Origin of the sequence: Methylocella silvestris, from assembly GCF_002891535.1 — a bacterium.
GTDB classification, from domain to species: Bacteria; Pseudomonadota; Alphaproteobacteria; order Rhizobiales; family Beijerinckiaceae; genus Methylocapsa; species Methylocapsa silvestris_A.
Genome location: NZ_PDZR01000005.1, coordinates 131,252 through 152,934 on the forward strand (window position 1 = coordinate 131,252; position 21,683 = coordinate 152,934).

16 protein-coding genes, 1 tRNA gene and 2 pseudogenes are annotated in these 21,683 nt (G+C 62.7%); 6 read left to right on the forward strand and 13 right to left on the reverse strand.

The genetic code is table 11. The annotated features are described in order from the left end of the window. Window positions 1-33 precede the first annotated feature (33 nt). The 3 genes from CR492_RS07145 to CR492_RS07155 all read left to right on the forward strand — a co-directional run bounded on the left by CR492_RS07145 (window position 34) and on the right by CR492_RS07155 (window position 2,164). The gene (locus tag CR492_RS07145) at window positions 34-630 is read left to right on the forward strand and encodes an arylesterase (protein WP_102843091.1); all 597 of its coding nucleotides are present in this window, start codon (window positions 34-36) and stop codon (window positions 628-630) included. A gap of 117 nt (window positions 631-747) precedes the next feature. After that, on the forward strand, window positions 748-1,281 hold the full coding sequence (gene thpR, locus CR492_RS07150) for an RNA 2',3'-cyclic phosphodiesterase (RefSeq protein ID WP_102843047.1): 534 nt from the start codon (window positions 748-750) through the stop codon (window positions 1,279-1,281). A 472-nt stretch (window positions 1,282-1,753) separates the two neighbouring features. Continuing rightward, a complete protein-coding gene (locus CR492_RS07155) occupies window positions 1,754-2,164 on the forward strand; it encodes a phasin family protein (protein WP_102843048.1) in 411 nt (136 codons plus the stop codon). Window positions 2,165-2,461: 297 nt separating this feature from the next. Here CR492_RS07155 and CR492_RS07160 read toward each other — a convergent pair whose 3' ends face one another. Beyond that, entirely contained in the window at window positions 2,462-3,370 is a 909-nt protein-coding gene (locus tag CR492_RS07160) for a LysR family transcriptional regulator (protein WP_102843049.1), read from the reverse strand. A gap of 106 nt (window positions 3,371-3,476) precedes the next feature. Here CR492_RS07160 and CR492_RS07165 point away from each other — a divergent pair, with 106 nt between their 5' ends. Further along, window positions 3,477-4,304 (forward strand): oxidoreductase, encoded by an 828-nt coding sequence (locus CR492_RS07165; protein ID WP_102843050.1) that lies wholly within the window; start codon window positions 3,477-3,479, stop codon window positions 4,302-4,304. 200 nt (window positions 4,305-4,504) lie between these two features. Here CR492_RS07165 and CR492_RS07170 read toward each other — a convergent pair whose 3' ends face one another. Beyond that, a complete protein-coding gene (locus CR492_RS07170) occupies window positions 4,505-5,902 on the reverse strand; it encodes a cytochrome P450 (protein ID WP_102843051.1) in 1,398 nt (465 codons plus the stop codon). A 136-nt stretch (window positions 5,903-6,038) separates the two neighbouring features. Here CR492_RS07170 and CR492_RS07175 point away from each other — a divergent pair. Both CR492_RS07175 and CR492_RS07180 read left to right on the forward strand, forming a co-directional pair. Continuing rightward, window positions 6,039-6,114: transfer RNA gene (locus CR492_RS07175), tRNA-Glu, on the forward strand. 257 nt (window positions 6,115-6,371) lie between these two features. Further along, window positions 6,372-7,278: pseudogene (locus CR492_RS07180) on the forward strand (IS630 family transposase). On the opposite strand, the pseudogene CR492_RS07185 reads toward CR492_RS07180, so the two are convergent. The 11 genes and pseudogenes from CR492_RS07185 to CR492_RS07235 all read right to left on the reverse strand — a co-directional run. Continuing rightward, window positions 7,241-7,522 (reverse strand): annotated as a pseudogene (locus CR492_RS07185) (transposase); the annotation flags it as partial. The pseudogenes CR492_RS07180 and CR492_RS07185 overlap by 38 nt on opposite strands. Window positions 7,523-7,779: 257 nt before the next feature. After that, window positions 7,780-8,862, reverse strand: coding sequence for an alpha/beta hydrolase (locus tag CR492_RS07190; protein ID WP_180982460.1), 1,083 nt, complete (start codon window positions 8,860-8,862; stop codon window positions 7,780-7,782). A gap of 184 nt (window positions 8,863-9,046) precedes the next feature. Next, window positions 9,047-9,823: an enoyl-ACP reductase FabI gene (gene fabI, locus CR492_RS07195; protein ID WP_102843053.1), complete on the reverse strand. Its 777-nt coding sequence runs from the start codon at window positions 9,821-9,823 to the stop codon at window positions 9,047-9,049. A 46-nt stretch (window positions 9,824-9,869) separates the two neighbouring features. Continuing rightward, window positions 9,870-12,194, reverse strand: coding sequence for a DUF3141 domain-containing protein (locus CR492_RS07200; protein ID WP_102843092.1), 2,325 nt, complete (start codon window positions 12,192-12,194; stop codon window positions 9,870-9,872). 283 nt (window positions 12,195-12,477) lie between these two features. Beyond that, the gene (locus tag CR492_RS07205; RefSeq protein WP_102843054.1) at window positions 12,478-12,951 is read right to left on the reverse strand and encodes a hypothetical protein; all 474 of its coding nucleotides are present in this window, start codon (window positions 12,949-12,951) and stop codon (window positions 12,478-12,480) included. A 132-nt stretch (window positions 12,952-13,083) separates the two neighbouring features. Beyond that, a complete protein-coding gene (locus tag CR492_RS07210; RefSeq protein ID WP_102843055.1) occupies window positions 13,084-14,667 on the reverse strand; it encodes an aspartate:alanine exchanger family transporter in 1,584 nt (527 codons plus the stop codon). After that, window positions 14,664-15,518, reverse strand: a complete 855-nt coding sequence (gene pflA / locus CR492_RS07215) for a pyruvate formate-lyase-activating protein (RefSeq protein ID WP_102843056.1) — start codon at window positions 15,516-15,518, stop codon at window positions 14,664-14,666. Before pflA ends, CR492_RS07210 begins: the two co-directional genes overlap by 4 nt. After that, window positions 15,518-17,776, reverse strand: a complete 2,259-nt coding sequence (gene pflB, locus CR492_RS07220; RefSeq protein ID WP_102843057.1) for a formate C-acetyltransferase — start codon at window positions 17,774-17,776, stop codon at window positions 15,518-15,520. Before pflB ends, pflA begins: the two co-directional genes overlap by 1 nt. 44 nt (window positions 17,777-17,820) lie before the next feature. After that, a complete protein-coding gene (locus CR492_RS07225; RefSeq protein ID WP_102843058.1) occupies window positions 17,821-19,017 on the reverse strand; it encodes an acetate/propionate family kinase in 1,197 nt (398 codons plus the stop codon). Between the two features lie 2 nt (window positions 19,018-19,019). Then, the gene (locus CR492_RS07230) at window positions 19,020-19,973 is read right to left on the reverse strand and encodes a phosphate acetyltransferase (protein WP_102843059.1); all 954 of its coding nucleotides are present in this window, start codon (window positions 19,971-19,973) and stop codon (window positions 19,020-19,022) included. Window positions 19,974-20,537: 564 nt separating this feature from the next. Continuing rightward, complete coding sequence (locus CR492_RS07235) at window positions 20,538-21,509, reverse strand: LysR substrate-binding domain-containing protein (protein ID WP_102843060.1); 972 nt, start codon at window positions 21,507-21,509, stop codon at window positions 20,538-20,540. Between the last annotated feature and the right edge of the window lie 174 nt (window positions 21,510-21,683).

Sequence of the window (21,683 nt, forward strand, 5' to 3'; positions counted from 1 at the left end):
GCGCTCGAGACGGGCATAGCGCCGAAAGAAGAGATGAAAGAGACAAAATTGCTCGCGCTCGGCGACAGCCTTACTGCGGGCTATCTGCTGCCGGCGAGCGCAGCCTTTCCCGCCGTGCTCGAAAAGGCGCTGCGCAAAGAGGGCTACCGGGTCAGCATCGTCAACGCCGGCGTTTCCGGCGACACCGCCTCGGGCGGCCTCGCCCGACTCGACTGGTCTCTCGGAGACGGCGCCGACGGCGCGATCGTCGAACTTGGCGCGAACGACATGCTGCGCGGGATCGACCCAACCATTACCAAAACGGCGATCGAGGCGATCCTCGTAAAGCTCAAGGCGAAGAACGTCAGGACGCTGCTCGCCGGCATGCTGGCGAGCGCCAATCTCGACGCGGCGTTTCGTGAAAATTTCAATGCGATCTATCCCGCCCTCGCCAAGAAATATGACGCCATTCTATATCCGTTTTTCCTAGAGGGGGTCGCGCCGCGGCCCGAGTTGAAGCTCGCTGACGGAATGCACCCCAATGCAATTGGCGTTGATGAGATCGTGCGCAATATTCTGCCGAGCGTTCGCGCTTTGTTGGTCGAGCTCGGCCAGCCCGCGCCTTCTGGGGACAAGCCGGGTCCGGGGTGAGTTTTTTCGCGCCCGCAGCATAAGGCGCATTTCCGGCGCAAGAGAGATTTGCTAGACAATGGCTGTTCGGCGTTTCGCCGCGCGATTCGGCTCTTTTCTTCCAACACGGGAGGAACCATGCCTCGCCTCTTCACCGGAATCGAAATTCCGCCGGAAGTCGCGACCGATCTGGCCCTGATGCGCGGCGGCATTTATGGCGCGCGCTGGATCGACGTCGAAAACTACCACATCACGCTGCGCTTCATCGGCGATATCGACGAGTCGTCCGCCGATGACGTGCATACGGCGCTGGAGCAGATCCGCCGAAAACCCTTCGAGGTGACGCTCGAGGCGCTCGGCTCCTTTGGCGGCGACAAGCCTCGCGCGATCGTCGCCAAGGCAAAGCCCGCGGCCCCGCTCGTCGAATTGCAGGCGCAACAGGAGCGGTTGTTGCGTCGGATCGGCATCGCGCCGGAGCCGCGCAAATTCACGCCGCATGTCACGCTCGCGCGGCTCCGGGCGGCCTCATCCATGGCGGTCGCCGATTATCTGTCGACGCGCGGGTTTTTCTTCTCGCGCCGCTTCGAGGCCAGCCGCTTCGTGCTGTTCTCCTCGCGCGCCTCGACGGGCGGCGGGCCCTATGTCGTGGAGGCGGCCTACCCGCTGGGATAGCGCAATCCTGCGGGCGCCCGCGCGCCAGCGGATAGATCCAACGCTCGGCGCCGCTGGCGCCGGCCGCCATGATCGCTACGTCGCATGGCCACGCTGCTCCAACGCCGTGGCCGCTTTCGCATGGTTGCGCCCAAGCGCACCGCCGCGTTCCTCGCTGATTTCGCCGCTCTTTGTCTCAATGATGCAGGTTGATCTCGATGATGGGGGTTGAGGCGTCACTCCTTTGTGATGGTGGTTGCCTTAATTGATGTGACAGGCCGTCATCGTAATTTGGTGAAAATTTATTTCAGATCAAACTTTATTGAAATATGAACTAAATATAGATTTAGCATAAATCAGATATTAACCTGTAATAAACTTAGACTGAACTTAATATAAACTTGACCTACTTCGCATTACGCGATAAATTTTGTACTTGGGTGCCTCAAGTCAAGAGGCCTGACCATTCTTATTCTCGACATTGGAGGCTTCGATGGCTAATAACTCGCCGGAGTTTCAAGAGTTTAGCAAAGCGCAACTCGAGGCCGCGACCACCTCGTCGTCCGCCTTTGTCAAAAACTTGAAGACCATTTCTGAAGAAGCGACAGCTTATTCCACGCAATCAATCGCAAAGGTCTCGACCTTGATCGAAGAGCTGCGCAGCGCAAAGTCTTTCGAGAGCGCTATGCATATCCAGTCCGAATATACCAAGACATTTTTCGTAGACTTCATTGCATATCTGACGAAAGTCGGCGAACTCTATTCCAACCTCTCCAAAGAAGCTCTCAAGCCGATCGAGGCCGCGGTCGCCAAGGCTCAAATAGGCAGGGACAAGCAACCCGTTCAGGTCGTCGCCGAGGTTCAAACCAGCAAAGACAAACAACTTGAACCGGCAGTCCATTAAAGGTTTAGAGCGACAAAACAGGCAGTATGCTGTGTCGTGCTGCGCATGCGTGGGATCTCCGCGGAGATCCCGCCACGATTTCATCGAAAGCGCGATTGCCGCGGGCAAATACGCTGAGAGTCGTCATCTCGCTCGGATCGCGCAGCTTGTCACGAGTATCCCGGCCCGAGCCGGGATGCTGAAGCGGTCACTCGTTCAGGCTTCAGCGACCGACCGCGCGGGCATCCGCCGCTTTGATTCCGGCGCGCCGACGCCGAAGGCTCGGCAACTCAGATCGCCGCCCCGCATCCTCCAGCGTCACACGGCGGCGCTCCGAACCGTGTCGATAAGGGCGCGCACGGCCGACGCCATTTGGCGCTGGCTGGAATAACAGAGGAAGTATCCCGGAAAGTCGGCGCACCACGGGTCGAAAAGGGAGATCAAGGCGCCGGAGCCGACATGCTCCCTGACGACGTCCTCCACTGCGAAGGCGATTCCCGCGGCCTGCAGAGCGGCGGCAACGGCCAGGTTCTTGTCATTGACGATCAATGGCCCATCGACCGCCACCTCGAACCAAGCGCCATTTTCGAAAAATTCCCACGCATAAGGCGTCGCCCGGCCCGGCCAGCGCCAGCGGACGCATCGATGCTGGAGCAGGTCGCGAGGGTGCTCCGGCTTGCCGTGGCGCTCAAGATAGGCCGGGGAGGCGACCGCAATCTGGCGTAGAGCGGGGCCAAGCTGCACGGCGATCATATCGCGCTCGATCACTTCCCCGATCCGGATGGCGATATCATAGCGGCCGGCGACCACGTCCTCGACAGCGTCGTCGAGAGTGAGGTCGAGCACCACCTGGGGAAAGTCCTTTGCGAACCGGCCCAGTATCGGCTCCAGATATCGTTCTCCCGCCAAACGGAAAGAATGGACGCGAACGAGGCCGGTCGGCCGCTCGCCCGAGCAGCGCGTCTGGACGAGCGCGTCGCCCAACTCGGTCACAGCAGGCCGGACGCGACTGAGCAGGATCTCCCCCGCATCGGTCAGCGCGACGCTACGCGTCGTCCGGTTGAGCAATCTGGCGCCGACACGTTCCTCGAAGGCCCGCACCGTCTGGCTCAGGGCAGACGGCGACACCCCCAGCGCCTCGGCCGCGCGGCTGAAGCTGAGAAACTCGCCCACCGCTACGAAGGCCCGCAGCTGGTTGTAGTCGCTGCCCGAGAGAAGGGTATCCATTCGTTTTGACTCTCAGTTTTTAGCTCAGCTTATAACCGATATCAGAAACGGCGCTATTATGAACCAGCCCGTCTTCCTCCATATCTCTGACGGAAGGAGATCAAGCATGAAGACATGGTTTATTACCGGCATTTCGCGAGGGTTCGGCCTCGAGCTTGCCCGGGCGGCGCTCGAAAGGGGAGATCGCGTCATCGGCACCGTGCGGCAGGGGCGGCCGGATCTACCGTCGGACGCCGGTCAGCTTCACGTCCTGACGCTCGATATGACGGACGGGCCAGCGATCCAGACGACTGTGGAAGAAGCGTTCACGCTGGCGGGGCGCATCGATGTGATCGTGAACAATGCCGGCTACGGCCAGCTCGGCCCGCTCGAAATGGCGACCGACGCCGAAGTGGAGCGCCTCTTCGACGTCGATATCATCGGGCCTATCCGTCTGCTTCGGGCCGCCCTGCCCCATCTGCGGACGCAAAGATCCGGACACATCCTCAACATCACATCGATTGCGGGTCGGGCGCCTGGACCGGGCTCGGCGCTCTACGCGGCGGTCAAGTTCGCGCTCGAAGGGTTGTCCGCGTCGTTAGCTCAGGAGGCGGCGCCCTTTGGCGTCAAGGTGACGGCCGTAGCGCCTGGCGCGTTCCGAACCGATTTCCTGTCGACCCATTCCCTCCGGAAAAGCGAGCTGGACGGCGACGCCTACGCGCCGACCGTCGGTCGCGCCTTCGCGGCCTTCGACGCGATGGCGGGGTCGCAAGCCGGCGACCCGGCGCGCGCCGCGCGGGCGATGATCGAGGTCGTCGATGCGGACTCCCCGCCGCTTCATCTTCTGCTTGGGTCCGACGCCCTCCGCCGCGCGCGGGAACAGATGGACGCCACGGCCAAAGATATGGATCGGTGGGAGAAACTGACGCGCAGCACCGACTTTCCCGCGAAGTGAGATCGACTCACGGCGATCGCCCGCAGTTCGGCGCGCGCCGGGACGGCGGCATTCCTGAGGCAACGCGAACCGTGGAAACGGTCGGTGCTTCCTCGCAACCGGAGAGGTGCGGTCGGCGCGGCGCATCATACGCAGCGTGACGGCGCGTGCGCCCCACAAGGAGGGGCGCACGCCCGGAGCGCCAAATGTTTCCCGAGGGCTTAGTCGCGCCGCCGCCGCAAGATCATCGGCAGGCCGCCTTCCGGCCGCAGCGTGATGTGTTGCACCGGCTTCACTTCATAGCCTTTGCGCGTCTCAAGCGTAAAAGAGCGCATGATATGGGCGAGGATGATCGCCGCCTCCTGCAGCGCGAAGGCGCCGCCGATGCAGATGCGCGGCCCGGCGCCGAGCGGCAAATAGGCGAAGCGGTCGATTTTTTCCCGCGCGCCCGGCAGGAAGCGGCGCGGATCGAAGGCGTCCGGCTCATCCCACAACAACCTGTGTCGGTGCAGCACCCATTGCGACACCATCACCAGCGTTCCCTTGCGGATGCGCCGGCCTGCCAGCGTATCGAAATCGATCGCCTCGCGGCTAATGCTGGCGACAGGCGGATAAAGCCGCATCGCCTCCTCGATCACGGCGCGGGTCTCAACGAGGCGCTCGGCATATTGCTCGACCGGGCCGGGCAGAACGGCGTCGGCTTCCGCAGCGAGGCGCACCCGCCATTCAGGCGACATCGACAGTAAAAACAGCGCCCAGATCAGCGCATTCGAGGTCGTCTCATGGCCGGCGCCGATGAAGGTGACGATATTCGATCGGACTTCAGCGCCCGTCAGCCCCGCGCCCGTCTCCGGATCCTGCGCCTCGAGCAGCAGGGTCAGGAGATCGCGCGGCGCTGATCCCGCGTTTTGAGCAATGAGCCGTTTGCGCCGATCGACGAGCGTATTGACGATATCCTCGAAAAAGCTGAGGGCCTTCCGGCCGCCGCTGCGTCCGAAGCGGGGCGCCCAATCGGGGAAATCGAGAAGGTCAAACGGATCGAGCGTTCCGAGCGTCCGGAAATAGCGGGTCAAGGCCGTGGTGAATTCGCCCGGATCGCGGCCAAGCCCGTCGGAAAACAGGGTGCGGCCCAGCGCATCGAGGGTGACGCGCGCCATTTCCGGCTGGATGTCGAACAGCCGCCCCTCCCGGAAATTCGTCCAGCGCGCGATGAGTCTTTCAGCGGCCTCATTCATCGCCAGGGCAAAAGAGGCGACCGTTTTGGGCGTAAAAAGGGGCGCCAGCGTGCGGCGCTGGACGCGCCAATCGTCGCCCTCGACCAACAGGAGCCCCTCGCGCAGTCCCTCCCCCAGCACGCGCTTTTGCAGGGCGTCCTTGCGATAGTTGGCGGCGTTGTCAACGAGGAATCGGCGGATGGCGGCCGGCTCGCTCACCACCGCGATGGTCCCGAGAATTGTGGGTCCGACGAGGATCGGCAGTTCGAAATGCGCACGGGTCCAGGTCTCGATCGGGTTTTTGCGCAGAACCCACATGGTCTGGAGCGGGCCGAGCGGGCCCTTGCGCGGCGCCGGCGCAGGAGGGCGGGGCAAAACCGCGGCGGCAGGGGAAAAATTTGTCATTGCGCCAATCTAGGCCGGGCCACGCCACACGCAAGCCGGCAGAGCGCGCCCACGTGGCGGCCGCCGGCTTCAAATCGGGATAGCGACCCGCTTGCAGGCTCGCCCGGTCCGGGCTAGAACCCGCCATTCACTGAACGCTCCCTTCGTCTAGCGGTCCAGGACGTCGCCCTCTCACGGCGAAAACAGGGGTTCGATTCCCCTAGGGAGCGCCAAATAAAACAGGCGGTTAACCATTTCAGCCGGGCGCCTCGGCGTTCGTACGGAAATTATACGGAAAGTATGCGTGCGAACTTCGGCGTTCGCCGATGGTCATTCATGCGCTGATCGCCAATCCGCTCAGCGGTGTTTGCGTAGCTTGAGCCTGTTTCGCATTTTCCGATTCGAGCGGGATTCCCAAATCGTTAAAAGGCTGATTCCTTGCGTCATGCGTATGACGGAGGGAAAAATGGCGCGCGCTTAGAGTCAGGATTTGCTTGACCGGGTGATCGACGCCGCGTTGACGGGGACTTCTGCGCGGCAGGCGGCGCCGCGGTTCGGCGTCGGCTTGGCGACGGCGATCGTGTGGGTGCGCCGGGCCCGCGAGAACGACGAACGCGCGGCGCGCAAGCAGGGCCAGCCGCGCCGCTCGAAGCTCGATCCGCACCGCGACTATCTCCTCGAGTTGATCGCGCAAACCCCGGACCTGACCATCAGCGAGCTCGTCGAGCGGCTTGTGGCTGAACGCGGCGCGATGGCGAGCCGGGCGACGCTGTGGACCTTCCTCGACCGCTGCGGCCTGACGTTCAAAAAAAGTCCGCTCATGCGAGCGAGCAGGACTGCCCGGACATCCTGAAGCGGCGCGAGGACTGGTTCGAAGGCCAGCTCGACCTCGACCCGGAAAAACGCGCCTTCATCGACGAGACGTGGACCTAAACCAACATGGCGCGCCTGCGCGGGCGCGCATTGAAAGGCGAGCGGCTGCGCGCCGCGATCCCGCATGGCCACTGGAAAACCACGACCTTCGTCGGTGCGCTGCGGCTTTCCGGCATGACGGCGCCGATGGTTCTCGACGGACCGAACAACGGCGTCTGGTTCCAGGCCTATGTCGATCAGGTCCTGATCCCCGAACTGAGGCAAGGCGACATCGTGATCATGGACAATCTCGGCAGCCACAAAGGCGCCGGCGTGCGTGCGGCAATCGAGGCGGCGGGCGCCGCACTTCTGTATCTCCCGCCCTATAGCCCCGACTTTAATCCGATCGAGAACGCCTTCTCCAAGCTGAAAGCGCATCTGCGCAAGGCCGCCGAGCGAACCGTCGACGGCCTATGGCGAGCAATCGGCCACATCGTCGATCTCTCGCAAACTTCTTCGCCGCCGCTGGATATGACCCGGATTAAGACGCTGCGCCTTCAGCTTCGTCACTTCGCGCTTCAGACGCTCGATCTCGAGCTGCTCCGGCTTTTGCTGACCTTACCCGGGGAACGCCTGCTTCGGATCGGAGCCCAATTCGCGAACCCATCGCCGCAGAACGTTTTCATGCACATCCAGGTCACGACATGCTTGCGCGACGCTCACGCCCCGTTCGCGGACCAGACGAACAGCCTCGACCTTAAACTCCCGACCAAATATTCGCCTCGCCATCGCACCTCCAGCTTCATGAAACACCTTTTCTCTGTGTCCACGAAACCGGCAGCAGGCCTACCCAGATTCCTGGAGCTTGATCAGCTCAAACTGCAGATGAGCGAGCTCCGCGCAGTCGGCGGATGCCTTGTACTGCTCGAACGCGGTCCCGCGCATCGCGCAGCACGGATTTTACCGGCGCGGCTATCTTGTTGTTCTTGTTTATGTTCTTCTACAGCCAGAGGCTAGAGGTCTTCCATTTTGCGTGTCGGGCGGGACTACTTCCGCGCCGTTGCAGCCGCGTTCATTCGCGCCGAAGAGATCAGGCGCTCGCCGGGCGAGACGTCTTTTCCGGAGATCGCCTGGCCTTCGATCAGCCGAGCTCCGATCAGGCGGACTACTTCCGGGCTGTCGGCGAACTTTCCATGATGGAAGGGATCGTTGCTGGCGAGCTTTGTCAGGTCGATCACCACGATATTCGAGGCGCTCAGCTTGGAGCGGTAGGGTTCCATGTCCGGGTCGATGCCGCCCAGCCGATCCTTGTCGCCGGCAAGAAGGCGCGAAAGCGAGAGCGCATTATCATCCTGCGACAGGAAAATGGTGAACCGGGGCTTTGGCTCCCCAAGTTGCGAATACTCGGAGCGGAACACGTCGACGTCCAGGTCCGGCGCAGCCATGACCACATTCTTGATCTTTGAGGGCACGGCGCCGTGCCGGATGGCGATCTGGCGGAGCGCTTCAACGGCGATCCAGTTACCCATCGAATGGGCGAGAATCGTAATATCGGATACATTTGGGTCGGAGGCCGCCCGCGCCAGAAGATATTCCAGCGCATCGCGGGAGTTGGTGGCGCTCTCTTTATCGTAAAGATACTCGAATGGGCGGTCGCGCGAAGGCCAGGTGAAAAGAATAGGAGCAGCGTCCGTTCCGGAATCATGGACGATCTGTGCAAGCCGATAGGCAGCCTCCTCGAAGCTGTTGTTGAAGCCGTGCACAAAGACGAGGACTTTCCTGCGCTTGGCGGCGACGTTGAGGAACCATTTATCTACTTGTTCGGGCGCGATGTCGTTAATCGCCAGCGTCGCAAACTCATGTTGTGCGTCGGGCTGCTGGCTCCGCGGCCATTGGATCTCTCCAATTCTGCGCACGCCGTCTTGCGGCACCGACACGACAAGATTGAGCAGCGACCTCCCCTCGGCGCGCTCGCCATCATAAATCTCTCCGGGAGCCGAACTGCGGGAGCGGGTTGACATGACCAGCATATTTACGGTCGCTGCGCCTTTAGCCGTTGCGGCTGTGGGCAAGAGAACGTTCGAAGGATGGCTGGCGCATGCCGCAACCATGAGGCCGCAGCCGATCAAAAAGAAGATGCGCATCCGAAACAGCAGCGGGGGCCAGTGTCGGAACTCTGCGGGAGGGCTACAATTGCCAACCCACACGGACGCGGATGATCTCCCCGTTGAAATTGCGGCCTTTGAACGGGTCACTTTACGCTCAGCATCCCATTTGCCCCTGATGTCGCCCCCTGCCGGCAGACAGCGTCCGTTACACCACAATATGCGCGCCGCCGTCGACATAGACGGTGCCGCCAGTGACGCGCCGGGCGAATGGGGTCGCGAGATAAGTGCAGGCGTAGCCGACATCCATGATGTCGATGAGTTCGCCGACCGGCGCCCTGTGCGCCGCCTCGTTCAGCAGCGTATCGAAGTCTTTCAGTCCCCCGGCCGCGCGCGTCTTGAGCGGGCCAGGCGAGATCGCATGCACGCGAATGCCAGAGGGGCCAAGCTCATAGGCGAGGTAGCGGCATGACGCCTCGAGAGCGGCCTTTACGGGTCCCATCACGTTGTAGTTCGGAACGACGCAATTGGCCCCAAGATAGGTCATCGCGAACATCGTTCCACCCTCGCTCATCAGCGGCGCGGCCAGTTTCGCCATACGGATGAACGAATGGCAGGACACGTCCATCGCTTTCGCGAACCCTTCCGCGGAGCAGTTCAGAAGGCCGCCTTGTAAGTCCTCCTTCGGCGCGAAAGCGATGGAGTGCACGAGAATGTCGAGCCGGCCCCAGCGCTCCCTGATCTCGTCGAACAGAGCCTCAAGCTGACCATTGGCCGTGACGTCGAGGAGCCTGAAGATCGCGGCATCGAGCTCTTCCGCAAGTGGAGCGACGTAGCCGCGCGTTTTTTCGTTTACATAAGTGAGGGCGATGTCCGCCCCGGCTGCGTGAAAGGCTTTGGCGCAGCCATAGGCGATGGAATCGCTGTTGGCGACGCCAACGACAAGGGCTTTCTGGTTACGCAGGACCAAAGGGATGTCGGTCATCAAAGAAGTCTCTTGTTCGTGATCGGCGGCGCGGCGGCGCCTGATTTCATTGGGCCGCGAGGCGGGGAGTGGTGATCTGCGGCGCCAAGGCGATGGCTTCTGGCGACTGACCGAATATCGCCTCGATGCGGGCAAGGCGGCGCGCCGTCTCCTCGGAGAGATCGCCTTCCGCGAGTACGATCTTGCGGATCGCGGCGACCGCAGTCGCCCGGTCGGAGGCAGACGCGGGCAGAAGCTTCGGGATCGCGGCGACGGCGCGCTCCTCGTCCATGCGCACGATCAGCGCCTGCCGCCGCAGCATCTCCTTCAGCCGCGCCATGCTGGGGCGCGCCTGCGGCTGCTGGCTGTCGCGCAGCTGCATCAGCGCCGCAAAAGCCCGCTCGTCGATCGCGCTTTGGCCGCGATAGACATAGACCAGCGCGCGCAGCCCCGCGTCCAGATGATCGCCATGCTCCAGCCCTTCGATCAACTCTGCGCGCAGGCGCGCCGTCGCGGCCTCGCGTGCGAGGTCGCGCGCGATCCCCTGGCGCGGCCTGATCTCGCCCGGATCGAGCCCGACCATCGCCTGCACGAGGGGCGCGCCATAAACAGTGAGGAACATGTTCTCTGTCAGCGCGTCGCGCGCCCTGCCGAAGGCCTCAAGGCCGTTCGTCACGGCTTCAGAAAAAGCGCGCTCGCCGGCAAGGAACGGATTATCGGCGCTGACGGGCGCGCGATTGGCGCGGATCGTCTCGGCGAGGGCACCAATCGGCTGCATGAAAGGATTTTTCGACGAAAAAGCCGAGAATTGGAGCCGGTTGCGCTCGGTTTTGCGCAAGAATTCCGCTGTCCGCTCATTGCTCAGGGCGCGCAGCGTGGGCGATAGGAACCTCCGGTACAACGCCTTATTGACCTCGGAGACGCGCGCGACCGTCTCGAACCGCCTGTCGTCTTCGGCGTCATTGCCGCCGAGCGCGCGGATATCGGCGAGTGTGCGGGGTTCGAAACGAAGCAGATAGCGGCCCTCGACGAGATCGCGGTTGGCGACAGTCTTGTCGACCTCGGTGATGACCGCCTGAAAGAGACCGGGCGGCAGCAGCTCGATCGCCTCCATGCAGTTAACGAATTTGTCGTGCTCCTTCGTCGCCACCTTGCCGGAGACGAAAATGCCGAGATGGCCGATCGACTCATGCAGCGCATAAACGATGGTCTGTCCGCCATCTGCGAGTTCGGTGTCACTCGCGTAAATGTCGGTGATCCAGCCGAGCGCCTGCTGCGGCGGCGTGATGTCGTCGCCCCACGAGCAAAAGATGATGATCGGCGCACGGATGTTGCGAAGATCCACCTCGACGCCGTTCGAGGTTCGGATCTCGCCCGAAGTCAGCCTGTTGCCGACGAAAAGATTGTCGGCGATCCATTGCATCTCCCCGGCGTTGAGCAGCACGGGATTGCCCCACCACGTCTCGAAGTCGAGGAAACGCCCGGCCTCCGTATCGACCTTCGAATAGACGTTGTAGGGCTTTTTCCAATAGGTGTTCGCGGGGCTCATCCGTTCGAAATTCTCGACAAGCGAAGCGCCGTCGAAAATGCCCGCGCCCAGATGGCCGGCGAGCGCCGTCAGCCATGTGCCGCCAAGGAGGCCGCCAAGATAACGTAGCGGATTCTTGCCATGGACGCCGGCCCAGTAGGACAGCGGCGCCCCCGCAAGGATCAGCGCGCCGACGGGGTCGGGATCGACCGCGGCGGTCATGGCGATCTGCCATCCCGCCTGGCAATTGCCGATAAGACAGGGCTTGCCTTCGGCCAGCGGGTGAAGGGCCGCGACCTCACGTATGAAGCTCGCTTCCGCCGCGCAAACGTCCTCGATCGTCTGCCCCGGCTCAGGCTTTGGCAGAAAGCCGACGAAATAGCAGGGGTGGCCGGCGGCCAGCGCCTGCCCGATTTCACTCTCCGCCTTCATGCCGCCAATCCCCGGCCCGTGGCCGGCGCGCGGATCGAAGACGATGAAAGGGCGCTTGGCCGGATCGGTCGCGACTCCCTCGGGCGGAGTGATGCGTACGAGCCCGTAATTGACCGGACGCGGCAGTTTGCGGCCGTCCATGACGAGGCTCGCCTTGAAACTGAGGACGTTCGGCGCGATTTCCTCAGTGCGCTCGAGATAGGTGTCGCCACGCTGGCGCAGCACATCGAGAAACAGGATGGAGCGCTGCCACGCATCCAGCCAATATTCGGCGGCGGGACCAAACACGCTTGCGCCGGCTTTGCCCCCGCCCCGCGACGCCTCCGCTGCGCCGCCCGCTGGCGGCAAGAAGGCCGACGGAAGGGCGGAAGACCAGAATTGCGAAAACGCGCTGAAGATCTCTGCGGGAGCATGCTTGGTCGTGTCATCCATAGCGATTTCCTCTTCTGTGCGAGCGCCGCAAAGCTGGGGGCTTCCGCCCTCGGAAGTTCGGAGCCGATGGCGCCGCGCGGCCTGGCGCATTTTCTGCCAGGGCGGGCGCCTGGCTTTGTGTTCGAAAATGCCCGGAATCTGGACCGGTTTGTTAACCAACCAGATGACTCCATCTGGCGGGAAAGCGGCATAATATAGCGCGGTCCGGCGGACTCTTCTCTGCTTTTCCGGTCTGGAGTTCGCTAGAGAAAGCTGTCGACGACGAAGTTATCCGCGGCAGGCCTCATCTCCAGGTCAAAAACATGCCGACATCGCCCGGAAAGCCGCGCGGCCAGTCGATGATCATCGCCTTAAGGCCGTAGCCGAGCCCCTGGAACTTGTCCTTCCAGACCTCGTAAAGCTGCCGCGGCGCGCCGACGAGCGAGTCCGGCCAATCCTCCTCGGGAAGATTGATCGACCTTCCGTGGTCGGTGCAAAGTTCCGAAGGAAAGCGAAGGATCATGAGTTCATGCTCGTCCCGCTCGGCGGCGAGTTCAATGCGCCGCTTCAACGATTCAAGTTTTTCGTGCGTGATTTCGATCGGCTGCAATAATGTGTCGATCAGCTGTTTTTTGGCCAGCTCGGCCGCCTGTTGCGCGGTGAAGGACTGAGAGGTTTTAGCCGTCTCCACCTCTGCGATATAGGCTTTGAGATCGGCGACCGACATGAAGGTCTCGTCGTCGACGACGCGCGCAGCCGGGTTGGTTTTTTCGCTCATGGATGTGCTCCTTGACTACAGGTTCATAAAGGGGAACCCGGGAGGGGGTTTCCGAGAAAGTCGAGGCGGCGCGCGCCGGCCGAACGATAGAGAACCGCCTTCATGCATAACGGAAATAATCTCCGCCTTTCATCAGAAAAGGCGGAGCATGACCTGCACCGCGATGACCTTCACGATCGTCATGCTGGGAAAAATCATCGCATAGCCGACACTCGGCCGATCGGACGGAACGAGCTTGTTGGCGAACATGAGGATCGCCGGATTGCCTGTAGCGCCGGCGGCGATGCCTAAAAGCTCATCGAACGGCAGACGCAGGACAAGCCAGCCGACGCTCAGCACGGTCAGCACCACTGTCAGCACGGTTGCAAAGCCAAGCAGCAGCAGTGGAACGCCGTTGAGGGCGATCTGCGTGACAAAGGGCGCCCCCGACGCCAGGCCGACGGCGGCGAGAAATATCGTCAGGCCGAAATTTCGCATGACGAGATTGGCGGAAAGCGGCAAGCGCCAGCTGATCCGGCCGGTTCGACCGATGCGGCCAAGAATGAGCGCGACGACCACGGGACCGCCGGCAAGCCCGAGGCTGAAGGAGCCAATGCCCGGCAGGGGGATCGGCACGAGGCCGAGCAGCACCCCCAAAACCATGCCGGCGCCGAGCGAAACATAACTGAATTCGGCGGTCGCGGTGATCGAATCGCCAAACAATTTGCGCACTTCATTGAGCCGCGTGGAGGGAGCGAGCGCGGTCACGCGGTCGCCATATTCGAGCGTTGTGTGCGGGCTTGGCAGGACGATGGCGTCGCCGCGCCGGATAAAGGCGATATGCATCGAAAACGCCGCGGGCAATTGCAGCATATCGAGCGGCACGCCGATCATCGACGCGTCGGAGACAAAAAACTCCCGCGCGTTGAAATCCCGCCGGTCCTTGGCGATACGGCCGGGATCGACATGGCCGAGCGCTTCGCTGACGGCGGCGACCGCCGCCTCCGCCCCGGCGATCATGATGGCGTCGCCTTCCACGAGAATGACGTCGGGCATCGGCAGAAAATTCTGATGTTGTCTGCGGATCGCCATGAGATGAACGTCCGCCGGCAGCAAAGCCGCCAGTTTCGTCGCTGTCTCACCGATCAGATGGGGATGGTCGATGGTGATTTCCGAGACAATCACGGGCGGAGGCGGCGCCGGGACGACCGGCTTGACGATGCGGTTCATCAGATAAAGACACAACATCGGACCGACGACGCCAAAGGGATAGGACACCGAATAGCCGATTGCCGGATCGCGGTTGCCGGCCGCCTCAAGCGCGGCCTGAAGGGCGGCGGTGCTCGTCATCGATCCGGCGAAAACGCCGACCGCCGTGCCCGGCGAAATGTCGATCAGCATGCCGCCGCCAACCGCGACCGCAAGGCCGGCCAGGACCCCGAACAGCGCGAGCGTGTTGAGCTTGCGCCCGACGCCCGCAAGACCCTTGAAGAACTGGTCGCCATATTGCACGCCAATGCCGTAGAGGAACATCAGCAGGCCGATCGTTCCGACAAGGGCCGGCGGCGCGGCATGCGGGGCGAAGGCGCCGAGCGCAAGACCCGCAAAAAGCACGGCCCCGATACCGAGCGAAAAGCCGAAAATGGCGATGCGGCCGAAAGCATAGCCTGCTCCGATGACCAGGAACAGGGAGAGGATCTGGGAGCCCTCAAGAAAATGACGCAGATTGTCGCTCATCGTGCCTGGCAGCCCTGTTGCTGGAATTGCGCCACGACCCGCGCCACGAGATCTGCGGGCGCAGCCGCCGTATCGGCAAGTTGATAGTCAAGCCCAAGCGCGCGCCATTTGAAGGCGCCCATCTGGTGGAAAGGCAGAACCTCGACCCATTCGACATTGCGCATCGGCGCGACAAAGCGCGCGACAGCATCAATATGCGCCGGATCGTCGGTCAGGCCGGGGACGAGAACATAACGGATCCAGACCGGCTTGCCGGTGGCGGCGAGCCTTTCGGCAAAACGGAGCGTCGGCGCAAGCTCCGCGCCGGTCAGCCGGTGATAGAGCGAAGGATCGCCGGATTTGATGTCGAGCAGAATGAGATCTACCGTTTCGAGATAGGCGGCGTCGGCCCGCGCGCCGAGAAACCCCGATGTATCGAGGGCTGTGTGCAGGCCAAGCTCTTTTGCGGCGGCAAACAGCCGCCGGGAGAAGCCGCGCTGGACAAGGGGCTCGCCCCCCGACAGCGTCAGGCCGCCGCCGATCGCGCGCAGGGCCGGCGCGAAATCGCCGATCCGGGCGATCGCCGTCTCGATTTCGACGCGCGCGCCATATTTCAGATGCCAGCTATCGGGATTATGGCAATATTGGCAGCGCAGCAGGCAGCCGGCGAGAAACAGCGTAGCGCGGACGCCCGGCCCATCCACCGTCGAGCCGGTCTCCAGCGAGTGCACGAAACCGAAGGCGCCAAGGTCATTGGCGAAGGTCTCCGTTTCAGGCGCGTCCGGGGAAAGAACGCCGCCAAGATCATGGCGGCTCCCCGCGACGTCAAAGCCCGCGTCTTGCCCGCCAGGCTGTTGATCCTGAGCCGCCATCAGACGGTCTGATGAAAGGTGCGATGGATCACGTCGAGCTGCTGCTCTCTGGTGAGGCGGACGAAGTTGACCGCATATCCCGAGACCCGAATGGTCAGCTGCGGATATTTGTCAGGATTCTCCATCGCATCGAGCAGGGTTTCCTTACTGACCACATTGAGATTCATGTGATATCCGCCCTGGCCGAAATACAGGTCGAAAATCCCGGCGGCGCGGTCTAATCCTTCCTGTTCGTTAAAGCGCGTCAGTGTGGGAACCACCGAGACCGTGTAGCTGACGCCGTCCTGCGCATCGGCATAAGGCAGTTTGGCGACCGACAGGCAGGAGGCGAGCCAGCCGATCTGGTCGCGTCCATGCATCGGGTTCGCGCCCGGCGCAAAGGGCTCGCCGGCGCGCCTTCCGTCGGGCGTGTTGCCGGTCGCCTTGCCGTAGACGACGTTGGAGGTGATCGTCAGGACTGATTGGGTATGCGTCGCGCCGCGATAGGTCGGATGCTTGCGCAGCTTCGCCATGAAGCGCGAGACCAGATCGGCCGCGATCGCGTCGACGCGATCGTCATTGTTGCCAAATTTCGGGAAGGCCCCTTCGATGCGGTAATCCTCGACGATTCCGCTATCGTTGCGGACCATGGCGACCTTCGCATATTTGATCGCCGAAAGACTGTCGGCGGCCACGGAAAGGCCGGCAATGCCGAAAGCCATGGTGCGCAGCACGTCGCGATCATGCAGCGCCATTTCGAGCCGCTCGTAGAAATATTTGTCATGCATGTAGTGGATGCAATTCATGGCGTGGACATAGGTCCGGGCCAGCCATTCCATCATCGAGTCGAATTTGGCCATGACGTCGTCAAAGACCAGAAAATCGCCGATGACGGCCGGCGCCGGCGGCGCGATCTGTTCGCCGCTCATCTCGTCGCGGCCGCCGTTGATTGCATAGAGCAGACATTTCCCGAGGTTTACGCGGGCGCCGAAAAACTGCATCTGCTTGCCGATGCGCATCGCCGAGACGCAACAGGCGACGCCATAATCATCGCCATGAAACGGGCGCATCAGATCGTCGTTCTCATATTGGAGCGACGAGGTGTCGCGCGAAATCGCGATGCAGAAACGCTTGAACGGCTGTGGCAGCCGCCTAGACCACAACACGGTAAGATTTGGCTCGGGCGCCGCGCCAAGATTGCGCAAGGTCTGCAAAATACGAAAGCTGCTGCGCGTGACCAGGGTGCGGCCGTCGAGGTCCATGCCGCCGATTGACTCCGTCGCCCAATAGGGGTCGCCGGAAAACAAGCTGTCATATTCGGGCGTGCGCAAGAAGCGCACGATGCGCAGCTTCTGGACAAGCTGGTCGATCAGCTCCTGCGCGCCGGATTCGTCGAGGCGACCCTCTTTGAGGTCGCGTTCAATGTAGATATCGAGAAAGCTCGAGATCCGGCCGACCGACATGGCCGCGCCATTGGCCTCCTTGATCGCGCCGAGATAGGCGAAATAGGTCCATTGCACGGCCTCGGTCGCCGTTTCCGCCGGCCTCAGCAGGTCGAAGCCATAGGACTTGGCCATGGTCACGAGATCGTGCAGCGCCCGGATCTGGTCGGCCAGTTCTTCGCGCAGGCGGATGATGTCATCGCTTGGCCATTCGTCATTGATCTCGGCGCGCTCGCCCGCTTTGACTTCGAGGAGCCGCGCGACGCCGTAGAGCGCCACACGACGGTAGTCTCCGATGATCCGGCCCCGGCCATAAGAATCGGGCAACCCGGTGATGATGTGCGATTTGCGGCACGCCAGAATCTCGGGCGTATAGACGTCGAAGACGCCGTCATTATGCGTCTTGCGGTATTTGCTGAAGGTCTCGGCGACCGCGGGGCTGACCTCCGTGCCAATCGACCGCAGGCCGTTTTCGACCATACGCAATCCGCCCCAGGGCATGATGGCGCGGCGAAACGGTTTGTCGGTCTGCAGGCCGACGATCACCTCGTTTGCCTTGTCTATGTAGCCTGGCGCGTGCGCCGTCAGCGTCGAGGGCGTATTGGGGTCTGCATCGAGCACGCCGGATTTGGCTTCGGCGCGAAAATACGGCTGCAACGCCGCCCAGACCGCGCGGGTCCGCGCTGTCGTCCCGACGAGAAATGTTTCATCGCCTTCGTAGGGCGTGACGTTCTTGACGAGAAAATCGCGGACGTCGATCCTGTGCGTCCAGATCCCGGGCTCGAAGGCGCGCCACGGATCGAGGGGCGCCTGCGAAAGGCTCTGTGCTGCTTGCATGACTGGCTTGATCCTTCTGACATCGCTCGCCGCTACGGCGTGGGTTACGGCTCTTCGCCGGCGAGCAGATTCCTGGCGTGGCGGGCGATCATCAATTCCTCATCGGTTGGAATGACAAACGCCGAGACGCGGCTGCCCGGCGCGCTGATCTTGCCGGCGCCGGCCTCATTCGCGGTCTCGGCCAGAACGAGTCCGAGCCAGGCCGCGTCCTCACAGACCGCCCGGCGCAGCGACGCGCTGTGCTCGCCGATCCCCGCCGTGAAGACGAGCGCGTCGAGGCCGCCGAGAGCCGCCGCGAGCGAGCCGATCTCGCGGCCGATCCGGTAGACGAACAGGTCGATGGCGAGGCGCGCGCGCGGGTCGCTGCTCGCTTCGAGGCTGCGCATGTCGCTTGACACGCCGGAGACTCCGAGCAGGCCGGATTGCTTGTAGAGCAGCTGTTCGAGCTCGCGCGGCCCCATCTTCATTTCGTCGATCAGGTAGAGAATGACGCCGGGGTCGAGCGCGCCCGAGCGTGTTCCCATCGGCAATCCGTCTACCGCAGTGAAGCCCATTGTGCTGGCGACGCTGCGCCCCGCCTTAAGCGCGCAAAGGCTCGCGCCATTGCCGAGATGGGCGACGATCACCCGCGCCTGCGCAAGGGCCGGATCATAGCGCGGCAGCACGGAGGCGATATATTCGTAGGAGAGGCCGTGAAAGCCATAGCGGCGGACGCCGCGGTCGGTGATTTCCGGCGGCAGGGCGAAGGCCTGGGCGAGCGGCGGCTGGCTGGCGTGGAAGCCCGTGTCGAAACAGCCGACTTGCGAAATCTGCGGCGCGATGGAAAACAGGGTCCGCACCGGCGCGAGATTATGCGGCTGGTGCAAGGGCGCAAGCGGCGTCAGCCGCTCGAGGTTGGCGAGCGCTTCGGCCGTGAGCCGGATCGGCCCGGAAAATTCAGCGCCGCCATGGACGATGCGATGGGCGACAGCGTCGACCCTGTAGGCGCCAAGATGCCCGTGCACGAAATCGAGGAGACGCCGCATCGCGTCGTCATGCGTGACAGCCTCGCCGGTCCAGCGCTTCTCGGCGACGAGCTCTCCGCCGATGTCGTGGGCGGAAAAATGCGCGCCGTCCGCGCCGAGACCTTCGATCTGGCCTTTGAGAAAAACAGAGAGATCCGGCCCGTCCTCGCGAAACAGCGAGAATTTGATGCTCGACGAACCGGCGTTGACGACGACGATGGCGTTGCCTGAAGTCATGGTCAGACCATAGCCTTGCCGGCGTCGGCCCGGCGGCTTTCGACGATCAGCGCGGCCACGGCGCAGGAGGCGAGGCGCGAGAGCACGGAATCGGCTCGGCTCGTCAGAATGATCGGCACGCGGGCGCCGAGCACGATCCCGGCCGCGTCCGCCCCGGCGAGAAAGGTGAGGCTCTTGGCCAGCATATTGCCCGCCTCCAGATCGGGCACGAGGAGGATGTTAGCGCGGCCGGCGACCGGCGGCGACAGATGCTTGATCGCCGCCGCCTCAGGACTGATGGCGTTGTCGAGCGCCAGCGGGCCCTCGAGAAGGGCGCCGGTGATCTGGCCGCGATCCGCCATCTTGCAAAGCGCGGCGGCTTCGATTGTCGAAGGAATCTTGGGATTTACCGTCTCGACGGCGGAGAGAATGGCGACGCGCGCCTCAGGAAAACCCAGCGCATGAGCGAGATCGATCGCATTTTGCAGAATGTCGACCTTATCGGCCAGCGTCGGAAAGATATTGACCGCCGCGTCGGTGATGATCAAGGGGTCGGCGTGGCCCGGAATGTCCATGACGAAGCAATGGCTTAGCCGTCGGGATGTGCGCAGCCCGCCGTCGGCCTTGACGACGGCGCTCATCAACTCGTCGGTATGGAGGCTCCCCTTCATCAGGGCCTCGGCCTTGCCCTCCCGCACGAGCGCCACGGCGCGACTGGCCGATTCATGGCTGTGCTCCGTAGCGACGACCTCAAATCCCGCGATATCGAGACCTGCTTCGGCGGCGGCTTTGGCGATGCGCGCCGCGGGCCCGACCAGGATCGGATCGATCAGCCCAAGGCGAGCGCCGTCGATCGCGCCTTCCAGCGAGGTTTGATCGCAAGGATGCGCGACGGCGACTTTGGGCGTCCGAAGCTTCTTTGCCGCCGCAATCAGAATTTCGTATTTTTCGTGCTTGTTGGGGGGAGTTTCCGCCATCGTAGTCCTGTCAGGCATGTTGTCACTGCGTCCTCAGGGCCGGTCGGTCTGCGAGGCGGTTCGAGCTGCGGCCGCAGCAGAAGATGATTTCGCGCGATCCCTCGGAAAAGATCGCGTCAATTTGCTTCTCTTCGATCGATTCAGTCCAATGTATGCGGAGCGCCGCAGACAAAGCCGGAGGTGTCACAGAGCTGTTACTTTGATAACAATCAGAGGATTGTTGAAAGCATCAGACCCTATCCCTACGCCGGGTCCGCCCGCATGGTTCGGGAAACCACAGGGCGGATAAAAAATTGCATGCCTGGAGCGCGCCGGGGCCAGCTGGCCGACGCGCTACAATTACACAACAGCCGTTCCAAATGATCGTTCTTATTGAGATGACGAGGTCAACGCTTGACCAAGCCCGATCACATGTCCCCCTCGTCATCTGCCACGCTACAGTCTCCGCTTCCACAAGGGCGGTCAAGGAGGCGATGCGATGATATTTTCTCACGCGGCTCGTGAACAAGCTTCATGCCGCCGCATTGTTTACGCCCCGAGACGGGGCGGGGCCGTGGGACGCGCTCAGCCGGCGGCCGCCGGTTTGACGGCGCTGATCAATTCGCCGAGCAGCCACTGGGATCCCTCGTCGCGTTCGGTCCGCTGATGCCAAACCATCTCGACCGGCACCGCCAGAGGTTCGTAAGGAAGATCGAGCATGACGAGCGAGCCTTGCTCGACGGCCGCGCGGGCGAGCGCGCCGGGCAAAGTGGCGACCATATCGCTGACCCGAACCATGGGCGGGACAGCTGCATAGTGGGGGACCGACACAGCCACGCGGCCAACCTCCCCTTGATCGGCGTCGGCCTCGATCAGCAGACGTTCGATCCAGACGCGCCGCCACACGCCGCGATCGTCAAAAAATCCATCGACCGCGGCCACCTCAGTTCCGACCAGCTCGACGACAATATGCGGAAAAGAGAAAAGCCGCTCCTTGGTGAGCGGGCCTTCGGTCAAAGGATGCCCGGTCCGCACCACCATCGCCTCTTTCTCGACGACGATTGTGGCGCGGCGCATGCGGTCAGGAAGATCGCCAAACCAGCCCATGACGAAATCGATGCGGCCCTCGTCGAGATGCCGGACGACGTCGGTGCGGTTGAACGGAAAAATTCGCAGGTCGATCTGCGGCGCGACTTCGGCCAGTCGGCCGACGAGGTGGGGAAGAATCGCGGCGGCGACGTAGTCGGTGGCGGCAATGCGGAAGGTCCGAAAATCTTCCGCCGGAACGAAGGAGGGCGCGCTGACGGCATGATCGATGCGCTGCAGCCCCTCGTGGATGGCGGGCGCGAGTTCGAGCGCTCGCGCGGTCGGCTCCATGCCGGCCTCGCCGGAAATAAACAGTTCGTCGCCGAGCGACTGCCGCAAACGTGATAAAGCGTGGCTCACCGCGGAGGCAGTGACGCCGAGTTCGCGGCTTGCCTTGATCACGCTGCGGCAGCGCATGACGGCTTCAAAAACGCGCAGGAGATTGAGATCGATCGTTCGTAGTCTCACCATGTCCTCGCTGGCTTCCTCCGGCGCCGGCCCTCAGGCGCTGCGGCGCTTCAATCTACCGGTTTTCCTGGCCAGGCGCACGCAGTGTTGCCGCGGTTCTGATGAGGTGCGGCATATTGACGGGGCTGCCACATATGGCGTTGCGCCAGGGCGACGACGATCTCGCCGTCGCGACGT